General features: G+C 75.1%; 4 protein-coding genes. 2 read left to right on the top strand and 2 right to left on the bottom strand.

Annotated features, from left to right (window positions below):
- Window positions 1-550: 550 nt before the first annotated feature.
- Window positions 551-1,810 (top strand): FAD-binding protein, encoded by a 1,260-nt coding sequence (locus MHW47_RS32775; RefSeq protein ID WP_239227483.1) that lies wholly within the window; start codon window positions 551-553, stop codon window positions 1,808-1,810.
- A gap of 8 nt (window positions 1,811-1,818) precedes the next feature.
- Here the strand turns inward: MHW47_RS32775 and MHW47_RS32770 are convergent, their stop codons facing one another.
- Together MHW47_RS32770 and MHW47_RS32765 are read right to left on the bottom strand one after the other, a co-directional pair.
- Window positions 1,819-2,814 (bottom strand): MASE1 domain-containing protein, encoded by a 996-nt coding sequence (locus MHW47_RS32770; protein ID WP_239227482.1) that lies wholly within the window; start codon window positions 2,812-2,814, stop codon window positions 1,819-1,821.
- Between the two features lie 67 nt (window positions 2,815-2,881).
- Entirely contained in the window at window positions 2,882-3,712 is an 831-nt protein-coding gene (locus MHW47_RS32765; RefSeq protein WP_239227481.1) for a PP2C family protein-serine/threonine phosphatase, read from the bottom strand.
- Window positions 3,713-3,946: 234 nt separating this feature from the next.
- Here MHW47_RS32765 and MHW47_RS32760 point away from each other — a divergent pair.
- On the top strand, window positions 3,947-4,176 hold a 230-nt coding region (locus tag MHW47_RS32760), incomplete at its 3' end, for a DUF1876 domain-containing protein (protein WP_239227480.1).

Below are 4,176 nucleotides of genomic sequence, written 5' to 3'. Positions count from 1 at the left end.
CACCGCCCCGGTGGCGCGTCCGCGCGGAACGGCCGTGAGCTGCCGCGGGTGGTGCGGGCCGTGGCCCCGCGGCAGGCCGGACGAGGTCCGCGGACGTGGCGCCCCCGCCAGTCCCACGGGCCTCGGTATGTCGGATTCGGGTAGCTCGACATGCCCCATGAACCCCCCAGTCACAGTCGCATCGCCATAAACGGGGCGCATCCGCCGATCCCGTGGATGACGGACGCGCCTTCGCTCGGTGCACGATATCCACACACATGGCATTTCGCTGGAGTTCCGGTGAAGTTCAGACAGGTGCGGCGATCCGGGCCTCCTCCCGGTCCGGACCCGGTCCCAGGCCGTGCGCGCACCTGCCGGTATCCGGTGCGCACCGCTGTCGGCGGGTGTGCGGACCTGTACCCCGGTCTCCCCACCACGGTACGTGTCCGCACGGTCGCGGGCGAGGGGTTCGCCCCGCTCGCCCGCGGCCGCCGGCACCCCGTCTGGGAGAATGCCGTGCCGGGGAGACCTGCCCGGCACCACGAACGGAAGACGGAAGTAGGGAGGCACGGTGAGCCCCGCGGAGAAGAACTGGGCCGGCAACATCACCTTCGGCGCGAGGCGGCTGTGCGTCCCGCGCTCGCTGCGCGAACTGCGCGAGACGGTGGCCGCGTCCGAGTCGATACGCCCCCTGGGCACCCGGCACTCCTTCAACACCCTCGCCGACACCACCGGCGACCACCTCTCGCTCGCCGGCCTGCCGCGCGTCGCCGACATCGACGCCGCCGGCCGCACGGTCCGCGTCGGCGCGGGGCTCGCCTACGGCGAGTTCGCCGCCGAACTCCACCAGCACGGTCTGGCCCTGGCCAACCTGGGCTCGCTCCCGCACATCTCCGTGGCCGGAGCCGTCGCGACCGGCACCCACGGCTCCGGGGTCGGCAACCGCTCCCTGGCGGCCGCCGTCCGCGGCCTCACCCTGGTCACGGCCGACGGCGCGACGCGCACCGTGCGGCGCGGGGACGACGACTTCCCCGGCACGGTGGTGTCCCTGGGCGCGCTCGGCGTGGTGACCTCGCTGGACCTGGACCTGGTGCCCGCCTTCGACGTACGGCAGTGGGTGTACGAGGACCTGCCCGAGGCGACCCTCACCGCGCGCTTCGACGAGGTGATGTCCGCCGCGTACAGCGTCAGCGTCTTCACCGACTGGCGCCCCGGCCCGGTCGGCCAGGTGTGGCTGAAGCAGCGGGCGGACGGCGCCGCACCGGACCGGATGCCCGCCCGGTGGCTGGGCGCCCGGCTCGCGGACGGCCCCCGCCACCCGGTCCCCGGCATGCCCGCCGCCAACTGCACCCGCCAGCAGGGCGCGCCCGGCCCGTGGTTCCGGCGGCTGCCGCACTTCCGGATGGAGTTCACCCCGAGCAACGGCGACGAACTCCAGTCGGAGTACTTCGTGGCCCGCCAGGACGCCGTCGCCGCGTACGAGGCCCTCGCCCTGGTCCGGGACCGGATCGCCCCGGTGCTCCAGGTCTCCGAGCTGCGCACCGTCGCGGCCGACGACCTGTGGCTGAGCCCCGCGTACGGCAGGGACTCGGTGGCGTTCCACTTCACCTGGGCGCCCGACGCGGTCGCCGTCGCCCCGGTGGTCGCGGCGATCGAGGAGGCGCTGGCCCCGTTCGGCGCCCGGCCGCACTGGGGCAAGGTGTTCTCCACCGGACCCGGGACGCTGCGCGCGCTGTACCCGCGCCTCGCGGACTTCGAGCGGCTGATGGCCGCCCACGACCCCGAGGGCGTCTTCCGCAACCGCTTCCTGGACCGCTGCTTCCCGCGCTGACCCGGCGCTCAGCGCAGGCGGCGCTCGTCCTGGGCGCGGGAGGGCCAGGCCCTGGCGGTCCGGCCCGGGGCGAGCTGCTCCACCACCTCGGCCAGTTCCTCGCAGGCGCTCTCGATGCGGCGCCGGACGTTGTGCTGCTCGGTGACGACGGCGGCCAGCAGCAGCGCGGTGAGAGCGAGCGCCGCGTTCAGCACGGTGAGGCTGATCATCACCTCCACCATGGTGTGCTCCACGAAGGGCCCCCTGCGCGCGGTGCCCGCCACCACCGCCAGCACCGACACCAGCAGGGCGCAGGGCGCGGTGCCCGCGAGCTGGAAGCGCAGGGCGGCCCAGATGAGGATCGGGAACACCAGATAGATCATCGACAGGGTGCTGTGGGTGGCCACCAGCGCCGCCGTGACCGCGACGACCGACAGAGTCCCGGCCTCCAGCCAGCGGTCGGTGAGCCGGGGCGGCCGCGCCCGCCGCAGGACCAGCACCATCGGCGTCACCATGAGCACGCCCATCGCGTCGCCCGCCCACCAGGCGGCCCACACCGACCAGAAGTCGGCGGGCGTGATCGTCCCGTCGGCGACGAGCACCCCGGCCCCCGCCGACGCGCTGATGACCATGGGGAGCATGCCGCCCAGGAACACCAGGACGATCCCGTCGCGCAACCGGTCCAGCTCGGAGCGGAAGCCGGCCCGGCGCAGCATCGCGTACGCGCACAGCGGTGCGAGGGTGCTGGCCGCCACGGTGACCGCGGTCTCCGCCCGCACCGTGCCGCTCAGGGCGGTGATGACGACCAGCGAGCCGAGCGCGATGCCGGGCCACACGCGCACCCCCAGGCACAGCAGGGCCCCCAGCGCGATACCGGTCGCCGGCCACAGCGGGGTGACCACGGCGCCGCGGACGGTGACCTCCCGCAGCAGCCCCAGCCGGGCCGAACCGTAGTAGGCGGCGGCGACCGCCACCACGCGCAGCACCCCGGCCAGGCGCCTGCGGGTCTTCTCGCTGCGGATCACGCTTCCCATCACACACCGCCGCCCGGGCGGACGGCACCGTGACACGCACGGACGGCCGCAGCCCGCCTCATCCGCCGCCGTGCGCCGGGTGTTCGTGGCGCAGCACCAGCACCGCCGCGTCGTCCTCGTGCCCGGTGTGCTCGGCCGCGCCCAGGATCGCGTCGGCCAGCGCCTCCGCGTCCTCGCCCGCCCGCGAGCGGGCGAGCCGCGCCACCTCCGCGAGACCCTCGTCCAGGGAGTACGAGGGGCCCTCGACCACCCCGTCCGTCAGCAGTACGAAGACGCCCTCGCCGGTGAGCCGGCGCGTGGTGACCGGGTACTCCTCCCCGGGGAGCACCCCGAGCGGCAGACCGCCCTCGTCGTCCGTGATGCCCGCCCGGCCGTCCGCCGTGGCCCACACGGCCGCCACATGACCGGCCCGCGCGCTGCGCAGCAGCCGGGTGGCGGGATCGATGGTCACGAAGGTGCAGGTCGCGAGGAGACTGGAGTCCGCGGCCAGCAGGACGTCGTTGGTCAGGCGCATGACCTCGCCCGGATCGGCGTCCGCCACCGCCAGGGCACGCATCGCGATGCGGATCTGGCCCATGAAGGCCGCCGCCTCCACGTCATGGCCCTGGACGTCCCCGATCGCGAACGCCAGCGAACCGTCCGGGAGCACGAACCCGTCGTACCAGTCGCCGCCGATGTCCAGCCCGCCGCGCGCCGGGGAGTACCGGGCGGCGCTGCGCAGACCGGGCAGCGAGGGCAGGCCGGAAGGGAGCATCTCCCGCTGCAACGCCTCCGCCAGCTCCACCCGCGCCTGGTGCAGCTCCACCTCGCGGCGGGCCCGCGACGTGAGGTCGTGCAGGGTGGTGAGCAGTTCGTCGGAGCTGGCCGACCGGGGACGACGCCGGTTCATGGGCCGCTCCACGGGGGCAGGGATGGCGGGCCGCGCCCCGGAGCGGGTCGGCCGAGGCGCCGTGGCGGCCACGGCCGCGGTGGCCGTCGCCCTGTCCGCATCCTATTTCGGCGGCGGTCCCCGCGCAGGCCGGGACCGGTGGGCGGGCGGCGGCGGCCGGGCGGGTGGATGCTGGAGATGGCTCCGTGCGGCGGCCCGCGCCCGCCGGCCGGCGCGGGCCGCGGGAGGTAGGCGATGAACCGCACGCTGGAATGGACGGTGCGGGTCGAGCTGTCGCAGGACGGCGGGACGACCCGCGCGGAGGCGGTACTGGACACGGGCACCGCGAAACTCACCGGCCAGGGCATCGCCCGGTGCAGTCCCCAGGACCCGGACGTGCCCACGATCGGCGACGAGGTGGCCGCCAGCCGCGCGATGCACGACGTGGCCGGGCAGCTGATGAGCGTCGCCGACCGCGCCATCGG

It is taken from the genome of Streptomyces sp. OfavH-34-F, from assembly GCF_022347745.1.
Classification (GTDB): Bacteria; Actinomycetota; Actinomycetes; order Streptomycetales; family Streptomycetaceae; genus Streptomyces.
This window is presented reverse-complemented; position numbering and strand designations above follow the sequence as displayed.

Bases quoted from the DNA above. Each gene is read 5' to 3' on its own strand.
- MHW47_RS32765 (WP_239227481.1), bottom strand. From the start codon at position 3,712: ATGAACCGGCGTCGTCCCCGGTCGGCCAGCTCCGACGAACTGCTCACC.